Genomic DNA, 18,708 nt, shown 5'->3' with positions numbered 1-18,708 from the left:
TTAAACTAGTAATATAAAGGATATCTAGAAATCTATTTGGTCAACTTTTGTATTTTGAATATACCTCAGATGTTGACGATGTCTTGGTATATCTGATATTCACTTACATATTCTAACTTATTTTAACTAAGATAAAACTGTAGTGGATTGAAGAAAAGATAAGCTCGAGAAAGGACAAAATTTGTCCTTTCTTTTTTGATGTTCAGAGCGATAAAAATCCGTTTTTTTGAAGTTTTCGAAGTTTCGAAAACTAAAGGCATTGCGTTTGATAAGTTTGATGAGATTATTGGTCGCTTTTCATTATAGATCTTATGGGACTTTTTTCTACAACAACATAATCTCCATAATATCCATAGGGGATTTACCTACTACAAATATTATAGATCCGAAAATAAGATCGAGCTGAAACTACTTTCAGAAACAGCTGTTCTATAAAATACTTTTGAAACTGAAATCTATTCTACCACAAAGTATTGAAAGCGCTTTAAAAATAATATATAATGAACTCATAAGAACAAAGAAAAGGAGGAAAGAGGATGCCACAGATTACTAAAGAAGCCTTGATTGCACAAATCAAAGATGGAATCATCGTTTCTTGTCAGGCCCTTCCTCACGAACCGCTCTATACAGAAGCAGGAGGAGTCATTCCCTTGCTGGTCAAAGCGGCTGAGCAAGGTGGAGCAGTCGGTATCCGAGCAAATAGTGTTCGCGATATCAAGGAAATCAAGGAGGTCACAAACCTTCCAATTATTGGGATAATAAAACGAGATTATCCACCACAAGAACCATTCATCACGGCTACTATGAAAGAAGTTGATGAATTGGCAGAACTCGACATCGAGGTGATTGCTCTGGATTGTACCAAGCGTGAACGCTACGATGGTTTGGAGATTCAAGAGTTCATTCGTCAGATTAAGGAAAAATATCCTAACCAGCTCTTGATGGCTGATACAAGTACTTTCGAGGAAGGATTGGCAGCCGTTGAAGCAGGAATCGACTTTGTCGGAACAACCTTATCAGGATACACATCTTACAGTCCAAAGGTGGATGGTCCCGATTTTGAATTAATCAAAAAACTCTGTGATGCTGGTGTAGATGTCATTGCAGAAGGAAAAATTCATACACCAGAACAAGCCAAACAAATCCTAGGATATGGAGTGCGAGGTATTGTTGTTGGTGGCGCTATTACTAGACCAAAAGAGATTACAGAACGCTTTGTTGCTGGTCTCAAATAACACAATCTCAAAACAGAGGAGAGTGGTGGATGCGTCGGATGAAATAAAAACGTATACAAATACAAAGAACTCATTATCCAATATGGATACGCTTATCAATTAGGAGAATACAAATGAAATTTAGAAAACTAGCTTGTACAGTACTTGCGGGTGCTGCGGTTCTTGGCCTTGCTGCTTGTGGAAATTCTGGCGGAAGTAAAGATGCTGGAAAATCTGGTAGTGATAGTGGAAAAACAGAAATCACTTGGTGGGCATTCCCAGTCTTCACCCAAGAAAAAACTGGTGACGGTGTTGGAACATATGAAAAATCAATCATTGAAGCGTTTGAAAAAGCAAATCCAGATGTAAAAGTGAAATTGGAAACCATCGACTTCAAATCTGGTCCTGAAAAAATCACAACAGCTATCGAAGCAGGAACAGCTCCAGACGTACTTTTTGACGCACCAGGACGTATCATCCAATACGGTAAAAACGGTAAATTGGCTGAGTTGAACGACCTCTTCACAGACGAATTCGTCAAAGATGTTAACAATGAAAACATTGTACAAGCAAGTAAAGCTGGAGACAAAGCTTACATGTATCCAATCAGTTCAGCACCATTCTACATGGCTATGAACAAGAAAATGTTGGAAGAAGCTGGAGTTGCAAACCTTGTAAAAGAAGGTTGGACTACTGATGATTTTGAAAAAGTTTTGAAAGCACTTAAAGATAAAGGCTACACACCAGGTTCATTGTTCAGTTCTGGTCAAGGGGGAGACCAAGGAACACGTGCCTTCATCTCAAACCTTTATGGAGCTTCTGTAACAGATAAAGATGTAACAAAATATACAACTGATGATCCTAAATTCGTCAAAGGTCTTGAAAAAGCAGCTAGCTGGATCAAAGACGGTTTGTTGAACAATGGTTCACAATTTGACGGTGGAGCAGATATCCAAAACTTTGCCAACGGTCAAACATCTTACACAATCCTTTGGGCACCAGCTCAAAACGGTATCCAAGCTAAACTCTTGGAAGCAAGTAAAGTAGAAGTGGTAGAAGTACCATTCCCATCAGATTCAGGTAAACCAGCTCTTGAATACCTTGTAAATGGATTTGCAGTATTCAACAACAAAGACGACAAGAAAGTTGCAGCATCTAAGAAATTCGTTCAATTTATCGCGGATGACAAAGAATGGGGTCCAAAAGACGTTGTTCGTACAGGTGCCTTCCCAGTTCGTACTTCATTTGGCAAACTTTATGAAGACAAACGTATGGAAACAATCAGTGGTTGGACTAAATACTACTCACCATACTACAACACTATCAATGGTTTTGCTGAAATGAGAACACTTTGGTTCCCAATGTTGCAATCTGTATCAAATGGTGACGAAAAACCAGCGGACGCTTTGAAAGCCTTCACTGAAAAAGCTAACGAAACAATTAAAAAAGCTACAAAACAATAAGCACTAAATCAGATTGACTCCTCCCTTTTCCCTGTGCATAGTCTATGTAAGAAAAGGGAGGATTTTGTTTGAAATGTAAGGAACTGTCACGAAATTAAAATGAAGTTCTTACATAAGCGAATCTTAAAAAATTTCATTTTGATTTTAAAACAGTTCAAGAAAATCCAAAATATTCTATTTGTGAAAGAGAGGTGCCGACTGTGAAAGTCAATAAAATTCGTATGCGGGAAACAGTGATTTCCTACGCTTTCCTAGCACCAGTATTATTCTTCTTTGTCATCTTTGTATTGGCTCCTATGATTATGGGATTCATTACAAGTTTCTTTAACTACTCAATGACTAAATTTGAGTTTGTAGGCTTGGACAACTATGTTCGCATGTTTAAAGACCCTGTCTTTATGAAGTCTTTGATCAATACCGTTATTCTGGTTATTGGATCTGTACCAGTTGTTGTTCTATTCTCACTCTTTGTAGCATCTCAGACCTATCATCAAAATGCCATTGCCAGATCCTTCTACCGTTTCGTCTTCTTCCTTCCTGTTGTAACAGGTAGTGTTGCCGTAACAGTTGTTTGGAAATGGATTTATGACCCACTATCAGGGATTCTAAACTTTGTCCTTAAGTCAAGCCACATCATCAGCCAAAACATTTCTTGGTTGGGAGATAAAAACTGGGCGTTGATGGCGATTATGATTATCCTTTTGACTACATCTGTTGGTCAGCCGATTATCCTTTATATCGCTGCCATGGGAAATATTGACAATTCATTGGTGGAAGCAGCTCGGGTTGACGGTGCGACTGAATTGCAAGTTTTCTGGAAGATTAAATGGCCTAGCCTCCTTCCAACAACACTTTACATCGCAATCATTACAACAATCAACTCATTCCAGTGTTTCGCCTTGATTCAGTTGTTGACATCTGGTGGTCCAAACTACTCAACAAGTACACTTATGTACTACCTTTACGAAAAAGCCTTCCAATTGACAGAATACGGTTATGCAAACACTATCGGCGTCTTCTTGGCAGTGATGATCGCTATCGTAAGCTTTGTTCAATTTAAAGTACTTGGAAACGACGTAGAATATTAAAGAAAGGAGACAGCTATGCAATCTACACAAAAGAAACCTTTAACAGCTTTCACTGTTATTTCAACTATTATCTTGCTCTTGTTGACCGTGCTGTTCATCTTTCCGTTCTACTGGATTTTGACAGGTGCCTTCAAGTCACAACCTGATACAATCGTTATTCCACCACAATGGTTCCCTAAAATGCCAACCATGGAAAATTTCCAACAACTCATGGTGCAAAACCCTGCAATGCAGTGGATGTGGAACTCTGTGTTTATCTCATTGGTAACCATGTTCTTAGTCTGTGCGACTTCTTCTCTAGCAGGTTATGTACTAGCTAAAAAACGTTTCTATGGCCAACGTATTCTTTTTGCAATCTTCATTGCAGCCATGGCACTTCCAAAACAAGTTGTCCTTGTACCATTGGTACGTATCGTCAACTTCATGGGAATCCATGATACTCTTTGGGCAGTTATCTTGCCTTTGATTGGATGGCCATTCGGGGTCTTCCTCATGAAACAGTTCAGTGAGAATATCCCTACAGAGTTGCTTGAGTCAGCTAAAATCGACGGTTGTGGTGAGATTCGTACTTTCTGGAGCGTAGCCTTCCCAATTGTGAAACCAGGATTTGCAGCCCTTGCAATCTTTACCTTCATCAATACTTGGAATGACTACTTCATGCAGTTGGTTATGTTAACTTCACGTCAAAACTTGACCATCTCACTTGGGGTTGCAACTATGCAAGCTGAAATGGCAACCAACTATGGTTTGATCATGGCAGGTGCCGCTCTTGCAGCAGTTCCAATCGTAACAGTCTTCCTAGTCTTCCAAAAATCCTTCACTCAGGGTATTACTATGGGAGCGGTTAAAGGTTAAGAAAAGTAAACTGGTGTGTCAAGATTGCGGAAGTGGTCTTGACATGCTATGGAAATATAGAGGTTATAAGTGTCTACAAAATGTTGGGTATTTGCTTACCTTAGATATTTTGTTAGACACTTATCAACTTAAGAATGATTTTAGTTAACTATCAGAAACGAAGGAAAGAGTATGATTTTTGACGATTTGAAAAACATCACCTTTTACAAAGGGATTCATCCCAATCTAGACAAGGCTATCGACTATCTCTACCAGCATCGTAAAGATTCATTTGAATTAGGTAAGTATGAGATTGACGGGGACAAGGTCTTTCTAGTTGTTCAAGAAAATGTCCTCAATCAAGCTGAAAATGATCAATTTGAGCATCATCAGAACTATGCTGACTTGCATTTGCTGGTAGATGGGCATGAATATTCGAGCTACGGTTCACGTATCAAAGACGAGGCAGTAGCATTCGACGAAGCAAGTGACATTGGCTTTGTCCATTGTCATGAACATTACCCACTCTTGTTGGGTTATCACAATTTTGCGATTTTCTTCCCAGGAGAACCTCACCAGCCAAATGGCTATGCAGGTATGGAAGAGAAGGTTCGCAAATATCTCTTTAAAATTTTGATTGATTAAAAAATCAGGAGGAGCCAACATGGCACAAAAAGGAGTAAGCCTTATCAAGGCAGCATTTGATACGGATAACTTTCTCATGCGTTTTAGTGAGAAGGTCTTGGATATCGTGACAGCCAATCTTCTTTTTGTTGTCTCTTGCTTGCCCATCGTGACGATTGGAGTGGCTAAAATAAGCCTCTACGAGACCATGTTTGAGATTAAGAAGAGTAGACGTGTGCCTGTCTTTAAAATCTATCTAAGAGCTTTCAAGCAAAATCTGAAACTAGGTCTTCAGTTAGGTCTGCTTGAGTTGGGCATTGTATCATTAAGCCTTCTAGACCTCTATCTCTTTTGGGGGCAGACAGCTATGCCTTTCCAAATGGTGAAAGCTATCTGTCTAGGAGTTCTTACCTTCCTCACTATCGTGATGTTGGCTAGCTATCCCATCGCTGCGCGCTATGATTTGACTTGGAAAGAAGTGCTACAAAAAGGACTTATCTTGGCAAGTTTTAACTTTCCTTGGTTCTTTCTCATGTTAGTTATTCTCTTTCTCATTGTGATGGTTCTTTATCTGTCCGCCTTCAGTTTACTTTTAGGTGGCTCAGCCTTCCTGCTTTTTGGGTTTGGACTCTTGGTCTTTATCCAGACTGGATTGATGGAGAAAATTTTCGCAAAATACCAATAGCATGGCCTGTTTCTGAAACTACTTTCAAGCCATAAACATTTCAAAATTCATATCGAAACTAAAATCTAAGTGTACACAAGATATTGAAAGCGTTTTTCACAAGGTGTATACTAAACACGTAAAGAATAAATCCTGCTGTTAGCAGAAAAAAAGAAAACTTAGGAGAAAATCTATGTCAGATTTAAAAAAATACGAAGGTGTCATTCCAGCCTTTTACGCATGTTATGATGATCAAGGAGAAGTAAGCCCAGAGCGCACACGTGCCTTGGTTCAATACTTCATTGATAAAGGTGTTCAAGGTCTTTATGTCAATGGTTCTTCTGGTGAATGTATCTACCAAAGCGTTGAAGACCGTAAATTAATCTTAGAAGAAGTCATGGCAGTTGCCAAAGGTAAATTGACTATTATTGCCCATGTTGCTTGCAACAATACCAAAGACAGTATGGAACTTGCTCGCCATGCGGAAAGCTTGGGTGTAGATGCTATTGCAACGATTCCGCCGATTTATTTCCGCTTGCCAGAATACTCAGTTGCTAAATATTGGAACGATATCAGTTCTGCAGCTCCAAATACAGACTACGTGATTTACAACATTCCTCAATTGGCAGGAGTTGCTTTGACTCCAAGTCTTTATACTGAAATGTTGAAGAATCCACGTGTTATCGGTGTGAAGAACTCTTCTATGCCAGTTCAAGATATCCAAACTTTTGTGAGCCTTGGTGGCGAAAACCATATCGTCTTCAACGGTCCAGATGAACAGTTCTTAGGTGGTCGTCTTATGGGTGCTAAAGCTGGTATTGGTGGTACATATGGTGCTATGCCAGAACTCTTCTTGAAACTCAACCAATTGATTGCTGACAAAGACTTGGAAACAGCACGTGAATTGCAATATGCTATCAATGCAATCATTGGCAAATTGACTGTTGCACATGGAAATATGTATGGTGTGATTAAGGAAGTCTTGAAAATCAATGAGGGATTGAATATTGGTTCTGTTCGTTCACCATTAACACCAGTGACTGAAGAAGATCGTCCAGTTGTAGAAGCAGCTGCAGCCTTGATTCGTGAAACCAAGGAGCGCTTCCTCTAATCCATAAGGAGGTATTTATGACACACTACGTTGCAATTGATATCGGTGGAACCAACATCAAATATGGTTTGATCGACGAAGAAGGTCAACTTGTTGAATCGCATGAAATGCCAACAGAGGCGCATAAAGGTGGACCTCATATCTTACAAAAGACCAAAGATATCGTAGCCAGTTATTTAGAACAAGGCCCAGTAGCAGGTGTTGCCATTTCTTCTGCAGGAATGGTGGATCCTGATAAGGGTGAGATTTTCTATGCTGGGCCTCAAATCCCTAACTATGCAGGCACCCAGTTCAAAAAGGAAATCGAGACTAGCTTTGCGATTCCTTGTGAAATTGAGAATGACGTCAACTGTGCAGGTCTGGCTGAGGCAGTATCTGGTTCAGGAAAGGGAGCGAGTGTCACCCTTTGCTTGACTATTGGAACAGGTATCGGTGGTTGCTTGATTATGGATGGGAAAGTCTTCCATGGTTTTAGCAATTCAGCCTGCGAAGTTGGTTATATGCATATGCAGGATGGAGCGTTCCAAGATTTGGCTTCTACCACAGCTTTAGTAAAATATGTAGCTGAAGCACATGGAGAAGATGTTGATCAGTGGAATGGCCGACGCATCTTTAAGGAAGCCACTGAAGGTAACAAGATTTGTATGGCTGGTATTGACCGTATGGTAGACTATCTAGGAAAAGGTCTGGCAAATATTTGCTATGTGGCCAATCCAGAAGTAGTCATTCTCGGTGGCGGTATTATGGGACAAGAGGCAATCCTCAAACCCAAAATCCGTACAGCCTTGAAAGAAGCCTTGGTTCCAAGCCTAGCTGAAAAAACACGATTAGAATTTGCTCATCATCAAAATACAGCAGGTATGTTGGGTGCTTATTATCATTTTATACTCAATGAAAATCAAAGAGCAAACTAGGAAGTTAGCCGTAGGCAGTACTTGAGTACGACAAGGCGAAGCTGACGTGGTTTGAATTTGATTTTCGAAGAGTATTAAGACAAAACAATCCTAGTTTGGCTAGACCAAACTAGGATTTTCTTACACGTTTTTGTTTACGATAACCATTGAGTTTTTTATTTTCCCAGTAGCTATTAAAGATTTTCTCCTTGCTTTCACGATTGATTTCCAAAAAGTAGGCATAAATCAAATCGATAAAGAAGAGCATAGGAAGTTGAGCGGATATTCGTTGAATGTAGGAAGGCTGGCTGTGGCTGGCTACAAGAACAGTCTCCGTATAGGCCTGACTATCTTTATTGGGAACACTTGTAAAGAGTACAGTCTTTGCCCCCATCTCTTTCGCGTCTAATAGACTATCTAAAATAGAAGGAGTTGAGCCAGAAAGTGAGAAACCAAGTACTAGACAATTTTCATCCATAATGCTGGTTGTCCAGGCAAAGCCATCTTGATCTGTCAAAGACTCGCAGACCACACCTAGACGCATAAAGCGCAGTTTCATTTCACGGGCGACAAGGCCAGAACTACCTGTTCCAAAGAAGTAGACACGATCAGCATCTTCGATTAACTGGGCGATTCGTTCTAGTTGTTCTTCGTCAATCAAGTCCTGTGTTTGTTCCCGCATGTGACTATAGCTTCGAAGAACTCGGTTGGTTAAAGGACTATGATTGTGAGAATGAGTCTCCTGTTTCTTTGCTTGGTGCAGGTATTGGAAAATAAATTCTCGATAGCCTGTAAAACCACACTTTTTAGAAAAGCGGGTCAGAGCAGCTTGAGAGATATGTAATTTTTGAGTGACCTGTTGGGAGGAAAGGTCATCTTGAATGGTTTCAGCTTGCAAAAAATAACGAGCGATTTCTTGCTCTAAATCTGTTAATTCTTCAAAATGAAGATCGATAATGGATGCAATGTCTGGCTTATTCATGGGGCTCCTTTTCATGAGTCAACCGCTTAAAAGTTGACAATTCCCTAACTGTTATTATCATTATATCATAGAAGAATAGATAAAAACATAAAAAGCCATTTTCAATTAAAAGTCAAAAAAAGGTATCGATTTTTCTAAGAGTTTCTCCTTAAAATATGATACAATGAAGAGTAATAATCTTCTTTCAAATTTTGTAATTTTTTGTGAAAATGGGATAGAAGGTGGAAATTTTTCTAGAAATGAGACATAGCTGTATGAGGAAATTTAACAGTCATTCGATTCCGATTCGACTTAACCTACTATTTGGAATAGTTATCTTGCTTTTCATGACGATTATTGGTCGTCTACTTTATATGCAGGTATTAAATAAAGACTTTTACGAAACGAAATTAGCATCAGCAAGTCAAACAAGAGTGACAACTAGTTCGGCTCGAGGACAAATCTACGATGCAACGGGGAAACCTCTTGTTGAAAATACCATCAAGCAAGTTGTGTCTTTTACAAGGACTAACAAGATGACGGCAGCTGAACTCAAAGAGACTGCAAAAAAACTTCTTACTTATGTGAATGTCAGCTCTCCTAATCTCACAGACCGTCAGATTGCTGATTATTACTTGGCTGACCAAGAAATTTATAAAAAAATAGTCGATACTTTGCCACGTGATAAGCGTTTAGATTCGGATGGAAATCTTCTTTCGGAAGCGACTCTCTATAACAATGCGGTGGAAAGTGTTGATGTGAGTCAGCTCAACTATACTGATGATCAGAAAAAAGAAATTTATTTATTTAGTCAGTTAAATGCTGTTGAAAATTTTGCTACAGGAACAATCACAACAGATTCTTTAGATGATACACAGGTTGCCCTTGTCGCTTCGGCATCCAAAGACTTACCAGGAATTAGTATTTCTACTTCATGGGATAGAAAAGTCCTAGATACTTCTTTGTCTTCAATTGTAGGTAGTGTATCAAGTGAAAAATCAGGTCTTCCAGCAGAGGAAGTGGATGCTTATTTGAAAAAAGGCTACTCTCTAAATGACCGAGTGGGGACTTCGTATCTTGAAAAGCAGTACGAAGAAGTACTACAGGGAAAACGTTCTGTTAAAGAAGTGCACCTTGATAAACATGGCAACATGGAAAGTGTTGAAAATGTAGAGGAAGGAAGCAAAGGAAACAACATCAAACTAACGATTGACCTAGCTTTCCAAAATGGGGTGGATGATCTACTTAAGAGTTATTTTAATTCGGAGCTGGGTAACGGAGGAGCTAGATATTCTGAAGGAGTGTATGCAGTAGCACTTAATCCTAAAACAGGGGCCGTCCTTGCTATGTCTGGTATCAAGCATGATACTGAGTCAGGTAAATTGAGTTCAGATTCCTTAGGGACAGTCACCAACGTGTTTGTACCAGGGTCAGTAGTTAAGGCCGCTACCATCAGCTCAGGTTGGGAAAATGGTGTTTTATCAGGAAACCAAACCTTAACAGATCAGCCCATTGTTTTCCAAGGTTCAGCTCCAATTAATTCTTGGTATACATTGGCATATGGATCTTTTCCTATTACAGCTGTGGAAGCCTTGGAGTATTCATCTAATACTTACATGGTTCAAACCGCTCTTGGAATCATGGGCCAGACCTATCAACCAAATATGACGGTTGCAACAGGGCAATTAGAGGCTGCTATGGGTAAATTACGTTCGACCTTTGGAGAATATGGACTTGGATCTTCGACTGGAATTGATCTTCCAGATGAATCGACAGGATTTACACCAAAAGAATTTGATTTGGCTAATTATATTAATAATGCTTTTGGCCAGTTTGATAATTACACACCGATGCAATTAGCTCAGTATGTCGCTACCATTGCAAATAATGGAGTTCGTCTAGCTCCTCACATTGTGGAGGGGATTTATGAAAATAATGAGCAAGGTGGCTTAGGCAATTTGCTTCAAGAGACGACTAGCAAAGAAATGAATAAGATTAATATCTCAGAATCAGATATGTCTATTCTGCAACAAGGATTTTATCAAGTTTCACATGGTGGTAGTGCTTTGACAACAGGTCGTTCCTTTTCAAATGGCGCAGCCGTATCAATCAGCGGAAAAACAGGTACCGCCGAAAGTTATGTTAATGGGGGGCAAAAAGCTAATAATACCAATGCCGTGGCCTATGCACCATCAGATAATCCTCAAATTGCTGTAGCAGTTGTCTTTCCGCATAACACCAATCTTACAAATGGTGTCGGACCTTCCATTGCGCGCGATATTATCAACCTCTATAATCAACATCATCCAATGAATTAGAAAGGAACTTATGCTTTATCCAACACCTATTGCCAAGCTAATTGACAGTTATTCGAAGTTACCGGGTATCGGGATTAAGACGGCTACCCGTCTGGCCTTTTATACTATTGGAATGTCTGATGACGATGTCAATGAATTTGCTAAAAATCTCCTTTCTGCTAAGAGAGAGCTGACCTACTGTTCCATCTGTGGTCGTTTGACTGATGACGATCCTTGCTCTATCTGTACCGATCCGACTCGTGACCAGACAACGATTTTAGTTCTCGAAGATAGTCGCGATGTGGCAGCCATGGAGAATATCCAAGAATACCATGGACTCTATCATGTCTTACATGGACTCATTTCTCCCATGAATGGTATCAGTCCGGACGATATCAATCTCAAGAGCCTTATGACTCGTCTGATGGATAGTGAAGTTTCAGAGGTAATCGTAGCAACCAATGCCACAGCAGATGGCGAAGCAACTTCGATGTATCTTTCACGTTTGCTCAAACCAGCTGGCATCAAGGTTACGCGCCTAGCACGAGGCCTCGCTGTGGGAGCGGACATTGAGTATGCGGACGAAGTGACACTCTTACGAGCCATTGAAAATCGAACAGAGTTGTAAGTCTAAACAAATTAATACACTCAATTCATTTATACAAAAATCACGGAGACCGATATTTTTTATCGTTCTCTTTTTAAATATATTGAAGACCAGTATCAGGTTCAAGTTTCAAAAAAGAAGCAAATATGATATACTAAAGAACGAGCATTCTATTAGAATTGGAACAAATCATATGAAACAAACGATTATTCTTTTATACGGTGGGCGTAGTGCAGAGCGTGAAGTCTCTGTTCTTTCAGCTGAGAGTGTGATGCGTGCGGTCAACTACGACCGTTTCACAGTCAAGACTTTCTTCATCAGCCAGTCTGGTGATTTTATTGAAACGCAAGAATTTAGCCAGACTCCAGGTCAAGAGGATCGTCTTATGACCAATGAAACCATTGATTGGGATAAGAAAGTTGCACCAAGTGCCATCTACGAAGAAGGAGCAGTGGTCTTTCCAGTCCTTCACGGTCCGATGGGAGAAGATGGCTCTGTTCAAGGTTTCCTTGAAGTTTTGAAAATGCCTTACGTTGGTTGCAACATCTTGTCATCAAGTCTTGCCATGGATAAAATCACCACTAAGCGTGTCTTAGAATCTGTCGGGATTGCCCAAGTTCCTTATGTGGCTATCGTTGAAGGCGATGATGTGACTGCTAAAATCACCGAGGTTGAAGAAAAATTGACTTATCCAGTCTTCACAAAACCATCAAACATGGGTTCAAGTGTCGGTATTTCTAAGTCTGAAAATCAAGAAGAACTCCGTCAAGCCTTGAAACTTGCCTTCCAATATGACAGTCGTGTCTTGGTTGAGCAAGGAGTGAATGCCCGTGAAATCGAGGTTGGTCTCTTGGGCAACTACGATGTCAAGAGCACGTTGCCAGGAGAAGTTGTCAAGGATGTTGACTTTTATGACTACGATGCCAAGTATATTGACAACAAGATTACTATGGACATCCCAGCCAAAATCAGTGATGATGTGGTAGCTGTCATGCGTCAAAATGCAGAAACTGCCTTCCGTGCGATTGGTGGCCTTGGTCTGTCTCGTTGCGATTTCTTCTATACAGATAAGGGAGAGGTTTTCCTAAACGAGCTTAATACCATGCCAGGTTTCACCCAGTGGTCTATGTACCCACTACTTTGGGACAATATGGGAATCAGCTACCCAGAACTAATCGAGCGTTTGGTTGACCTTGCCAAGGAAAGTTTTGACAAGCACGAAGCTCATTTGCTATAAAAAATGAAAGAGAGGGTAGGAGCCAGAACCATCACTGCAAGGTGATCAGAGTTCTCGGACTTCGACCCTTTTTAAAGGAGTAGAAATGAAATTAACAATCCATGAAGTTGCTCAAGCTGTTGGAGCTAAAAATGATATCAGCATCTTTGAGAACACCCAGTTAGAGAAGGCTGAGTTTGACAGTCGCTTAATCGCGACGGGGGACTTGTTTGTGCCCCTCAAAGGTGCGCGTGACGGTCATGACTTTATCGAAACAGCTTTTGAAAATGGCGCTACTGTAACCCTGTCTGAGAAAGAGGTTGCAAATCATCCCTATATTCTAGTAGATGATGTTCTGACTGCCTTTCAGCAACTAGCAGCCTACTATCTTGAAAAAACGACTGTTGATGTCTTTGCGGTTACGGGTTCAAATGGTAAAACAACTACCAAGGATATGTTAGCTCACTTGCTATCAACAACCTACAAAACTTACAAAACACAAGGCAACTACAATAATGAGATTGGTCTTCCTTACACAGTTCTCCATATGCCTGAAGGAACAGAAAAGTTGGTCTTGGAGATGGGGCAGGATCACTTGGGCGATATTCATCTCTTGTCTGAATTGGCTCGTCCAAAAACAGCCATCGTGACCTTGGTTGGAGAAGCCCATTTGGCCTTTTTCAAAGACCGTTCTGAGATTGCTAAAGGAAAAATGCAAATTGCAGACGGGATGTCTTCGAATTCCTTGCTCTTGGCACCAGCAGATCCGATTGTAGAGGACTACTTACCAACTGATAAAAAGGTAGTTCGTTTTGGGCAAGGGGCAGAGTTGGAAATTACTGACATGGTAGAACGTAAGGATAGTCTGACCTTTAAAGCTAATTTCTTAAAACAAGCCCTTGATTTGCCAGTGACTGGTAAGTACAATGCTACTAATGCCATGATTGCATCCTATGTTGCCCTACAAGAAGGAGTTTCAGAGGAGCAAATTCGTCAGGCCTTCCAAAATCTTGAATTGACGCGTAACCGTACTGAGTGGAAGAAAGCAGCCAATGGTGCAGATATTCTATCAGATGTGTATAATGCCAATCCAACTGCTATGAAGTTGATTTTAGAGACTTTTTCGGCTATTCCAGTCAACGAAGGTGGCAAAAAAATCGCTGTCTTGGCGGACATGAAGGAACTCGGTGACCAGTCTGTTCAGCTCCATAACCAGATGATTTTGAGCCTCTCACCAGATGTGCTTGATACCGTTATTTTCTATGGAGAAGACATTGCTGAATTGGCCCAACTGGCCAGTCAAATGTTCCCAATCGGCCACGTTTACTACTTCAAGAAAACAGAAGACCAAGACCAATTTGAAGACCTAGTTAAGCAGGTCAAGGAAAGTCTAGGAGCTAATGACCAAATCTTGCTCAAAGGCTCTAACTCTATGAACCTAGCCAAGTTGGTAGAAAGTTTAGAAAATGAAGACAAGTGATTTTGTTAAGTATCTGCAAAGAATGATTGCCCTTACAGATACTGGCTTAACCTTTACAAAAGATCCTTTTGACCGTGAGCGCTACGAAGACTTGCGAAGTCTGTTATCTGAAATGTTGAATCAGGTATCAGACCTTGATGCAGACGAAGTGGCAGAACTCTTGAAACCGACCTCCGCTTATGCGACTCCTTTAATGGACGTCCGTGCTTGGATAGTTGAGGATGAAAAAATTTGTCTGGTTAGGGGACAAGGAGAGAATGATTGGGCTTTGCCAGGTGGCTTTGGCGAGGTCGGTTATTCACCAACTGAAAATATTCTCAAGGAAATTGAAGAAGAAACCGGTTTTGAAGCTAAAGTAGAAAGACTACTAGCTGTTTTTGATACAAATCGTTTCCAACTACAGAGCAAGCAATATGCAAAGTTTGTTTTTGAATGTAAGCTTCTTGATGGACAATTCCAAGAAAATCAAGAAATTGCTGACCTTCAATTTTTTGCCATTGACCAACTACCAGCCTTATCTGAAAAACGCATTACCAAGGAGCAAATAGAGATTCTTTGGCAGGTTTATCAAGGTCAGAGGGAGCAATATCTTGACTAAGAAGATGATTATCGTATTTTTAAATTCATTTTTCTTAAGTAGCATGGTATAATAAAATGCAGGAAAATTTTGAATCATGAGGAAGACTAGATGAATTTATGGGATATTTTCTTTACGACCCAAGCAACAGAGCCACCCAAATTTGACCTTTTTTGGTATGTCAGTATATTTACACTCTTAGCCTTAACTTTTTATACAGCCTATCGCTATCGTGAAAAGAAGGCTTACCAACGATTTTTCCAGAGTTTACAGGCAGTTCAGTTAATCCTCCTTTATGGTTGGTACTGGATCAATCATATGCCGCTATCAGAAAGTTTACCTTTTTACCATTGCCGTATGGCTATGTTTGTGGTGCTTTTGCTTCCTGGTCAGTCTAAATATAGGCAGTATTTTGCATTACTAGGAACATTTGGGACATTAGCAGCCTTTGTTTATCCAGTGCCAGATGCCTATCCTTTCCCTCATATTGCGATTTTATCCTTTATCTTTGGCCACTTAGCTCTCTTGGGGAACTCTTTAGTTTATCTATTGAGACAGTATAACGCACGACTGCTGGATGTGAAGGGAATTTTTCTCATGACCTTTGCACTAAATGCCTTGATTTTTGTGGTCAATTTAGTAACAGGCGGAGATTACGGATTCTTGACTAAACCACCATTGGTTGGAGACCATGGCTTAGTAGCCAATTATTTAATCGTTTCCCTGGCCTTATCAGCAGCGATTACGTTGACAAAGAAAATTTTGGAACTGTTTTTAGAACAAGAAGCAGAAAAAATGATTGCAAAGAAAGCTTAGAAATGAGCTTTCTTTTTTTCATAAATCTGATTTTTTATAACTTGTTTGGAAAATAAAAAAATTTGATGAGCGAATGTGAAAAAATGGTAAGTAAATTTAGGAAAAACTAAGCACGATTGGATTTTTTGTGTTATAATATTCTGTGAATAGCTATGCCCTATTTTAGCTATATTGAATAGAAGTTTGAAACTTGGAAGAGAGAGGATGCGATGTAATGGCTAGAGATGGTTTTTTTACAGGCTTAGATATCGGAACTAATTCGATTAAAGTACTGGTTGCCGAGCTTAGAAATGGTGAACTTAATGTAATTGGTGTAAGTAATGCCAAGAGTAAAGGTGTAAAGGATGGGATTATCGTTGATATTGAAGCAGCAGCAACTGCTATCAAGTCAGCTATTTCCCAAGCAGAAGAGAAAGCAGGCATTTCAATTAAATCAGTGAATGTTGGCTTGCCTGGAAATCTTTTGCAGGTAGAACCAACTCAAGGAATGATTCCAGTTACATCTGATACAAAAGAAATTACAGACCAAGATGTAGAAAATGTTGTCAAATCAGCTTTGACAAAGAGTATGACACCAGATCGTGAAGTCATTACTTTTATTCCAGAAGAATTTATCGTAGATGGTTTCCAAGGTATTCGTGACCCGCGTGGCATGATGGGTGTTCGTCTTGAAATGCGCGGTTTGCTTTACACAGGTCCACGTACTATTCTTCACAATTTACGTAAGACAGTTGAGCGCTCAGGTGTTCAAGTTGAAAATATTATTATTTCACCATTGGCTTTGGTTCGTTCAGTCTTGAACGAAGGAGAGCGTGAATTTGGAGCTACTGTGATTGATATGGGAGCAGGTCAAACAACTGTTGCTACAATCCGTAACCAAGAACTCCAGTTTACAAATATTCTTCAAGAAGGTGGAGATTATGTCACAAAAGATATCTCTAAAGTCTTGAAGACTTCACAAAAACTAGCTGAAGGATTGAAATTGAACTATGGTGAAGCCTACCCATCACTTGCTAGCAATGAAACTTTCCAAGTTGAAGTGATTGGTGAAGTAGAGCCTGTAGAAGTTACAGAAAGCTACCTAGCAGAGATTATTTCAGCTCGCATTAAACACATTTTTGAACAGATTAAACAAGAGTTGGAAAGAAGACATTTGTTGGATCTTCCTGGTGGGATTGTTCTGATTGGTGGAAATGCTATTTTACCAGGTATTGTAGAACTTGCACAGGAAGTATTTGGCGTTGGTGTCAAACTTTACGTTCCAAATCAAGTTGGAATCCGTAATCCTGCCTTCGCTCATGTGATTAGCTTGTCTGAATTTGCTGGTCAATTGACTGAAGTGAATTTGTTAGCGCAACGAGCAGTCAAGGGTGAGGATACTTTGCGTCACCAACCTATTAATTTTGGTGGGATGATTCAACGCGTTACGCAGGTAGCACAACCTACCCCTATTCAACCAGTTCAAAATACTGAGGTAGAGCAATCAGCTTCTACGAACGTAGTTGCTCCAAAAGAAGATAAAGTATCTTCTCAAAATAAACCAAAAATCGCAGATCGTTTCCGTGGCTTAATCGGAAGCATGTTTGATGAATAAAAGAGGAAAAATAAACTATGACATTTTCATTTGATACAGCAGCAGCTCAAGGTGCAGTTATTAAAGTAATCGGTGTTGGTGGGGGTGGTGGTAACGCCATTAACCGCATGGTTGACGAAGGTGTTGCAGGCGTAGAATTTATCGCAGCAAACACAGATGTACAAGCTTTGAGTAGTACAAAAGCTGAGACTGTAATTCAGTTAGGCCCTAAATTGACTCGTGGTTTGGGTGCTGGCGGTCGACCTGAAGTTGGTCAAAAGGCAGCTGAAGAAAGCGAAGAAGCCTTGACTCAAGCTATTACTGGAGCAGATATGGTCTTCATTACTGCAGGTATGGGAGGTGGCTCTGGTACTGGTGCAGCTCCTGTTATTGCCCGCATTGCTAAAGATTTAGGTGCGCTTACAGTTGGTGTTGTGACACGTCCTTTCGGTTTTGAAGGAAGCAAACGCGGTCAGTATGCTGTAGAAGGAATCAATCAACTTCGTGAGCATGTAGATACTCTATTGATTATTTCAAACAACAACTTGCTTGAAATTGTTGATAAGAAAACTCCGCTTCTTGAAGCTCTTAGCGAAGCAGATAACGTACTTCGCCAAGGTGTTCAAGGGATTACTGACTTGATTACAAATCCTGGTTTGATTAATCTTGACTTTGCCGATGTGAAAACAGTTATGGCAAATAAAGGGAACGCCCTAATGGGTATCGGTATCGGTAGTGGTGAAGAACGTGTGGTAGAAGCAGCTCGTAAGGCAATCTACTCACCACTTCTTGAAACAACTATTGACGGTGCTGAGGATGTCATCGTCAACGTTACTGGTGGACTTGACTTGACTTTGATTGAAGCAGAAGAAGCTTCAGAAATCGTCAACCAAGCGGCTGGTCAAGGAGTGAACATCTGGCTCGGAACATCAATCGATGAAAATATGAAAGATGAAATCCGTGTTACAGTTGTAGCGACTGGTGTTCGTCAAGAAAATGTTGAAAAAGTAGTTGGAGTGAAAACTTCTAATAAACCTGTACATCGTGAACCTTCACATGTTCAACATGTTGAACGTCATTTTGACATGGAAGAGACAGCTGAGTTACCAAAAACTAGTTCTCGTCGTTTTGAAACAAATCAAACCTCTGCATTTGGTAACTGGGATTTACGTAGGGAGTCAATTGTCCGTCAGACTGACTCAGTTGTTTCACCAGTTGAACGTTTTGAAGTTCCAGTTTCACAAGATGAGGATGAGTTAGAAACTCCTCCATTCTTCAAAAATCGTTAAT

The 18,708-nt window shown here is 40.2% G+C and carries 17 protein-coding genes and 1 pseudogene; 16 read left to right on the top strand and 2 right to left on the bottom strand.

Features of this window, described 5'->3' with window-relative positions:
* Positions 1 to 122: 122 nt before the first annotated feature.
* A pseudogene (locus MK482_RS09020) lies at positions 123 to 297 on the bottom strand (transposase); the annotation flags it as partial.
* Positions 298 to 536: 239 nt separating this feature from the next.
* Here MK482_RS09020 and MK482_RS07265 point away from each other — a divergent pair.
* The 8 genes from MK482_RS07265 (at position 537) to MK482_RS07230 (ending at position 7,912) form a co-directional block, all read left to right on the top strand.
* Entirely contained in the window at positions 537 to 1,235 is a 699-nt protein-coding gene (locus MK482_RS07265; RefSeq protein WP_268718375.1) for an N-acetylmannosamine-6-phosphate 2-epimerase, read from the top strand.
* Positions 1,236 to 1,348: 113 nt separating this feature from the next.
* Positions 1,349 to 2,677 (top strand): ABC transporter substrate-binding protein, encoded by a 1,329-nt coding sequence (locus MK482_RS07260; protein WP_268718374.1) that lies wholly within the window; start codon positions 1,349 to 1,351, stop codon positions 2,675 to 2,677.
* 221 nt (positions 2,678 to 2,898) lie between these two features.
* Entirely contained in the window at positions 2,899 to 3,765 is an 867-nt protein-coding gene (locus MK482_RS07255; protein WP_153198773.1) for a carbohydrate ABC transporter permease, read from the top strand.
* A gap of 15 nt (positions 3,766 to 3,780) precedes the next feature.
* A complete protein-coding gene (locus MK482_RS07250; protein WP_033676563.1) occupies positions 3,781 to 4,620 on the top strand; it encodes a carbohydrate ABC transporter permease in 840 nt (279 codons plus the stop codon).
* A gap of 171 nt (positions 4,621 to 4,791) precedes the next feature.
* Positions 4,792 to 5,244, top strand: a complete 453-nt coding sequence (locus MK482_RS07245) for a YhcH/YjgK/YiaL family protein (RefSeq protein WP_153219966.1) — start codon at positions 4,792 to 4,794, stop codon at positions 5,242 to 5,244.
* 19 nt (positions 5,245 to 5,263) lie between these two features.
* Positions 5,264 to 5,908 carry a DUF624 domain-containing protein gene (locus tag MK482_RS07240; protein WP_268718373.1) on the top strand — a complete coding sequence of 215 codons (645 nt, stop codon included), beginning with the start codon at positions 5,264 to 5,266 and terminating at the stop codon, positions 5,906 to 5,908.
* A 172-nt stretch (positions 5,909 to 6,080) separates the two neighbouring features.
* Positions 6,081 to 6,998 carry a dihydrodipicolinate synthase family protein gene (locus MK482_RS07235; RefSeq protein ID WP_268718372.1) on the top strand — a complete coding sequence of 306 codons (918 nt, stop codon included), beginning with the start codon at positions 6,081 to 6,083 and terminating at the stop codon, positions 6,996 to 6,998.
* 17 nt (positions 6,999 to 7,015) lie between these two features.
* A complete protein-coding gene (locus MK482_RS07230) occupies positions 7,016 to 7,912 on the top strand; it encodes an ROK family protein (protein ID WP_136937298.1) in 897 nt (298 codons plus the stop codon).
* A 109-nt stretch (positions 7,913 to 8,021) separates the two neighbouring features.
* Here the strand turns inward: MK482_RS07230 and MK482_RS07225 are convergent, their stop codons facing one another.
* Positions 8,022 to 8,873, bottom strand: a complete 852-nt coding sequence (locus tag MK482_RS07225) for a MurR/RpiR family transcriptional regulator (RefSeq protein WP_136937297.1) — start codon at positions 8,871 to 8,873, stop codon at positions 8,022 to 8,024.
* 254 nt (positions 8,874 to 9,127) lie between these two features.
* Between MK482_RS07225 and pbp2b the strand changes: the two genes are divergently transcribed.
* The 8 genes from pbp2b to ftsZ all read left to right on the top strand — a co-directional run bounded on the left by pbp2b (position 9,128) and on the right by ftsZ (position 18,707).
* On the top strand, positions 9,128 to 11,170 hold the full coding sequence (gene pbp2b, locus MK482_RS07220) for a penicillin-binding protein PBP2B (RefSeq protein ID WP_326845881.1): 2,043 nt from the start codon (positions 9,128 to 9,130) through the stop codon (positions 11,168 to 11,170).
* A gap of 10 nt (positions 11,171 to 11,180) precedes the next feature.
* Positions 11,181 to 11,777, top strand: coding sequence for a recombination mediator RecR (gene recR / locus MK482_RS07215; protein WP_000966754.1), 597 nt, complete (start codon positions 11,181 to 11,183; stop codon positions 11,775 to 11,777).
* Between the two features lie 172 nt (positions 11,778 to 11,949).
* The gene (locus MK482_RS07210) at positions 11,950 to 12,993 is read left to right on the top strand and encodes a D-alanine--D-alanine ligase (RefSeq protein WP_268718370.1); all 1,044 of its coding nucleotides are present in this window, start codon (positions 11,950 to 11,952) and stop codon (positions 12,991 to 12,993) included.
* An 85-nt stretch (positions 12,994 to 13,078) separates the two neighbouring features.
* A complete protein-coding gene (locus tag MK482_RS07205) occupies positions 13,079 to 14,452 on the top strand; it encodes a UDP-N-acetylmuramoyl-tripeptide--D-alanyl-D-alanine ligase (RefSeq protein WP_268718369.1) in 1,374 nt (457 codons plus the stop codon).
* Entirely contained in the window at positions 14,439 to 15,050 is a 612-nt protein-coding gene (locus MK482_RS07200) for an NUDIX hydrolase N-terminal domain-containing protein (protein WP_153219960.1), read from the top strand. The genes MK482_RS07205 and MK482_RS07200 overlap by 14 nt, the downstream gene beginning before the upstream one ends.
* A 90-nt stretch (positions 15,051 to 15,140) precedes the next feature.
* Positions 15,141 to 15,845, top strand: coding sequence for a TIGR02206 family membrane protein (locus MK482_RS07195; protein WP_115904069.1), 705 nt, complete (start codon positions 15,141 to 15,143; stop codon positions 15,843 to 15,845).
* 214 nt (positions 15,846 to 16,059) lie between these two features.
* Positions 16,060 to 17,439: a cell division protein FtsA gene (gene ftsA, locus MK482_RS07190; RefSeq protein ID WP_045611159.1), complete on the top strand. Its 1,380-nt coding sequence runs from the start codon at positions 16,060 to 16,062 to the stop codon at positions 17,437 to 17,439.
* Positions 17,440 to 17,456: 17 nt separating this feature from the next.
* Positions 17,457 to 18,707 carry a cell division protein FtsZ gene (gene ftsZ / locus MK482_RS07185; protein WP_153219959.1) on the top strand — a complete coding sequence of 417 codons (1,251 nt, stop codon included), beginning with the start codon at positions 17,457 to 17,459 and terminating at the stop codon, positions 18,705 to 18,707.
* The last annotated feature ends 1 nt before the right edge of the window (position 18,708 follow it).

Origin of the sequence: Streptococcus mitis (genome assembly GCF_026782865.1) — a bacterium.
GTDB classification, from domain to species: domain Bacteria; phylum Bacillota; class Bacilli; order Lactobacillales; family Streptococcaceae; genus Streptococcus; species Streptococcus mitis_CG.
The sequence above is the reverse complement of the archived record's forward strand: the minus strand, read 5'-3'. Positions and strand labels throughout refer to the sequence as shown.